Here is a 4,850-nt window from a genome sequence, read left to right on the forward strand (position 1 = left end):
CTGTACTCCACCGCCCCGCTCAACCCCTGCGCCGTCTCCGTGAAGAACACGCTCACGTCGAACTTCGACGTCCGGCCCTCGAAGTTCACCGGAGAGAGCGTCAATCCCGGCAACGCCGTCTCACCGAGGGGCACGTTCTGCAGCGACAGCAACGTCTGGAACAGCGGCGTGTGGCTGAGGCTTCGCTCCGGCTGCAACGCCTCCACCAGCTTCTCGAACGGCACCTCCTGGTGCTCGTACGCATCCAGCACCGTCTCGCGCACCTGCGCGAGCAGCGCCTGGAAGGACTTCTCGCCCTCCACCTGCGCGCGCATCACCAGCGTGTTGACGAAGAAGCCGATGAGCCCTTCCACCTCCGCTCTCGTGCGGCCAGCGATGGGCGAACCCACGCTGATGTCGCCCTGCCCCGAGTAGCGCGACAGCAACACCTGCCACCCCGCCAGCAACACCATGTACAGCGACGCGCCTTCCCGCTGGGCCAGCGCGATCAACGCCTGTGACAGCTCCAGGGGTAGCATGAAGCCCAGCGTCGTCCCCGACTGCGTGCGCACCGCCGGACGCGGACGGTCCGTCGGCAGCTCCAGCACGGGCGGCGCTCCCGTGAGCGACCGCTTCCAATGGTCCACCTCGCGCTGGAGCGTCGCGCCCTGCAACCAGCCACGCTGCCATGCCGCGTAGTCCGCGTACTGCACCGGCAACGGAGGCAGGGTCCACTCCTGCCCCTGTGCCAGCGCGCCGTACATCGTGACCAACTCCCGGAGCAAGACTCCCACGGACCAGCCGTCGGAGACGGCATGGTGCATCGTGACGACGAGCACGTGGTCGCGCGCGTCCACGCGCAGCAGCAGGGCCCGCAGGAGCGGCCCCCGCGTCAGGTCGAAGGGCCGGGCCATCTCCACCTGCGTCTGGCGCCGCGCCTCCTCCTCCCGCTCCGCCCCGGACGACTCCAGGTCCACGGTCGCCAGCGGCACCTCCACCGACGTGTGGATGCGCTGGACCGGCTGACCCGACTCCTCCTCGAACGTGGTGCGCAGGGCTTCATGACGGCGCACGACCTCCTGCAGTGCCTGCTTCAACGCCTCCGCGTTCAACTCGCCCCGCAGGCGCACCGCCACCGGCACGTTGTAGAGCGAGCTGCCGGGGTCCAGCTGATCGATGAACCACAGCCGCTGCTGCGCGAACGACAGCGGTAGCGATGCCGGACGGATGCCGGCGGTCAACACGGGCACTCCGGAGCGCTGCAGCCGCGAGAGCCGGAGCGCCAGCGCCTCCACCGTGGGCGCCTCGAACAACAGCCGCAGCGGCATCTCCACGCCCAACGACGTGCGGATGCGCGACACCACTTGTGTCGCCAGCAGCGAATGCCCTCCCAGCGCGAAGAAGTTGTCCGTCACTCCCACTCGCGGGACTCGCAGCACCTCCGCCCAGACGGACGCGAGCTTCGCCTCCATCCGGGTGCGCGGGGCCACCGACGCGTCTCCCGCCCGGGCGGCCTCCGGCTCCGGCAGCGCCCTGCGGTCCACCTTGCCGTTCGCGTTCAGCGGCAGCGCGTCCAGCAGCACCAGCGCCGCGGGGATCATGTATTCGGGCATCCCCTGGCGCAGCCCCGCTCGGAGCGTGTCCACCGCCAGCGAGTGGCCCTCCTTCGCCACCGCGTAACCGATGAGCCGCTTGTTCGCGCCATCGCCGCGCACCAGCACCACCGCTTCGCTCACGCCCGGCTGCTGCGCGAGCGCGGTTTCGACTTCGCCCAGCTCGATGCGGAAGCCACGCACCTTCACCTGGAAGTCCAGGCGGCCCAGGTACTCCAGTTCGCCGGTGGCCAACCATCGGACCCGGTCACCCGTGCGGTACAGCCTTCCGCCGGGCTGCGCGCCCATGCCATCCGGAATGAAGCGCTCCGCGGACAGCTCTGGCCGCTCCAGGTAGCCGCGCGCGAGCCCCGCTCCCCCCACGAACAGCTCACCCGGTACGCCTACCGGCACCGGCTGCAGTTCGGGGTCCAGGACATAGCACTGCATGTTTGCCAGGGGCCGGCCCAGCACCGGCCTCACCGTGTCCGCGACGATGGGGCGCGCGGTGACGTCCACCGTGCACTCCGTGGGGCCATACACGTTGAAGGCCTTGAGGCTCGGGAGCGCCGCGAGCCGTGCCCACAGCGCGTCGTCCACCGCCTCGCCGCCCACGAGGACGCGCATGGGCCGGCGCGTCCCCAGCCCCTCGTCCAGCAACAGGCGCAGGTGCGCTGGCGTGCAGTCGAGCACGTCCACCTCCTGCGCCTCCAACCACGCCGCCGTGCGGGCCACGTCCTCGCGCACGTCGGCCGGCACGATGCACAGCGCATGGCCGTCCGCGAGCTGCACCAACTGCTGCACCGACGCGTCGAACGCCAGCGGCGCGTTGAAGCTCACCCGCACCGGAGCGGAGATATCCGCGAACGTCGTCGCCCGGTGCGCGGCGTGCAGGTTCATCATCGACGCGTGCTGCACCATGACGCCCTTGGGACGCCCGGTGCTGCCCGACGTGTAGATGACGTACGCCAGATGCGTCGGGAGGCTCACGCGGGACGGGTTCTCCCGCGACTGCCGCGCCAGCTCCTCATGGGGGCCCGCGTCGTCCAGGCACAGGACCTCCAGTCCCTCCGGGAGCTGCGCGGCGAGCCGCTGCTGGGTGAGCACCCAGCGCGCGCCACAGTCCTTCGCCAGCCAGCCCAGCCGTTCGGATGGCCACGCGGGATCCAGCGGCACGTAGGCGCCGCCGGCCTTCAGCACCCCCAGCGTGGCGACCATCATCTCCACCGAGCGCTCCAGGAAGAGCGCCACGCGCACCTCCGGGCCCACCCCGCGCTGGCGCAGCCAGTGGGCGAGCTGGTTGGCGCGCGCGTTGAGCTGGGCGAAGTCCAAGCGGTGCTCGCCATCCAGCACGGCGAGCGCGTCCGGAGCGAGCGACGCATGCGTCTCCACGCGCTCATGCAAGCACCCGTCCCAGGCGATGGCCCGGCCCGTGTCATTCCATGCGGAGACCACCTGCGCGCGCTCGGCGGCGGGCAGCAGGGGCAGACGGGATACACGCGTGTCCGGGCGCTCCACGGCTCCTTCGAGGAGCGTGAGCAGGTGCGACACCATCCGCTGGACGGTGCCCGCGTCGAACAGCTCCGTGCTGTACTCCAGCACGCCCGTGAACCCGCGCGGCAGCTCCATGAGCGTCACGCTGAGGTCGAACTTCGCGATGGGGCTCTCCGCTTCCACCGGCTTGAGCGCCAGGTCCGGCAGCCGCAGCTCTCCCATCGGCATGTTCTGGAGGGACAGCATCGTCTGGAAGAGCGGCGTGTGGCTGAGGCTGCGCTCCGGCTGCAAGGCCTCCACCAGCTTCTCGAACGGCACCTCCTGGTGCTCGTATGCATCCAGCACCGTCTCTCGCACCTGCGCGAGCAGCTCGCGGAAGGTCAGGCGGCCCTCGACGTTCGCGCGCAGCACCAGCGTGTTGACGAAGAAGCCAATGAGCCCTTCCAGCTCCGAGCGCGTCCGGCCCGCGATGGGCGAACCCACGCTGATGTCCGTCTGCCCGGAGTAGCGCGCCATCAGCACCTGCCAGCTGGCGAGCAGCACCATGTACAGCGACGCCCCTTCACGCTGAGCCAGGGCCTTGAGGCCCTCGCCGAGCGCGCGGGGAAGGGTGAAGGTGTACGCCGCCCCCGCGATGCCTCGCTCGGCTGGCCGCGCACGGTCCGTGGGCAGCTCCAGCACCGGCGGCGCCCCCGCGAGCTTCTGTTTCCAGTAGCCAACCTGCCGCGCCAGCGCGTCTCCCTGGAGCCAGCCGCGCTGCCATGCGGCGTAGCGCGAGTACTGCACCGGCAACTCCGGCAGGGGCGACGGGCGGCCCAGGGAGAAGGCCGCGTACAGCGCGCCCACCTCGCGCACCAGCACGCCCAGCGACCAGCCGTCCGACACGATGTGGTGCATCGTCACCACGAGGACATGCTCGCGCGCCCCGAGCGCGAACAGCCGCGTGCGGAGCAACGGCCCACGCCCCAGGTCGAAGGGACGCATCATCTCCTGCTCGACCTGCCGGCGGGTCTCCGCCTCGCGGTCGGCTTCCTCGAAGGTCCGCAGCTCCACCCGCTCCAGCACCGGGGGCAGGGACGAATGGATCACCTGGATGGCCTGGCCATCCTGCTCCGCGAACGTGGTGCGCAGGGACTCGTGCCGGCGCACGACTTCGTGCAGCGACCGCTCCAGGGCGTCCACGTCCAGCGCGCCCTCCAGCCGCACCGCGACGGGCACGTTGTAGAGCGCCGTGCCCGGGTCCAACTGATCGATGAACCACAGCCGCTGCTGCGCGAACGACAGCGGCGGCGCCGCGTCCACGGCCACGTGCGCCAGCGTCGAAGCATGGGCCCGGCCCGCCTTCTCCACCTGCTGGGCCAGGGCCTCCACAGTGGGTGCTTCGAACAGCGCGCGCAGCGGCAGCTCCGCGCCCAGCTCCGCGCGGATCCGCGATGCCACCTGGGTCGCCAGCAGCGAGTGCCCACCCAGCGCGAAGAAGTCATCCTTCACGCCCACCCGAGGGACGTGCAGCACTTCGGACCAGATGCCCGCCAGCTTCGCTTCCGTCTCCGTGCGAGGGGCTTCGTACCCACGCTCCGAGCGAAGCACCTCGGGCGCAGGCAATGCCTTGCGGTCGAGCTTGCCGTTCGCGCTGAGCGGCAGTGCGTCCAGGACGCAGATGGCCGACGGCACCATGTACTCCGGCAGCTCCTTGCGCAGCGCCGATTCCACCTCCCTCGCGTCCAGCCTCCTCCCCGGCTTCGCCACGAGGTACGCCACCAGCCGCTTGTCTCCTCCCACCTC

Annotated in this window: 1 protein-coding gene; it reads right to left on the minus strand. The window is 70.7% G+C overall.

What is annotated here, in order from left to right; genetic code table 11:
• Nucleotides 1-4,850: non-ribosomal peptide synthetase (locus FOF48_RS36065; RefSeq protein ID WP_143909532.1), on the minus strand; the 4,850-nt coding region annotated here is incomplete at both ends.

The organism is Corallococcus sp. Z5C101001 (assembly GCF_007352635.1).
Taxonomy (GTDB): Bacteria; Myxococcota; Myxococcia; order Myxococcales; family Myxococcaceae; genus Corallococcus; species Corallococcus silvisoli.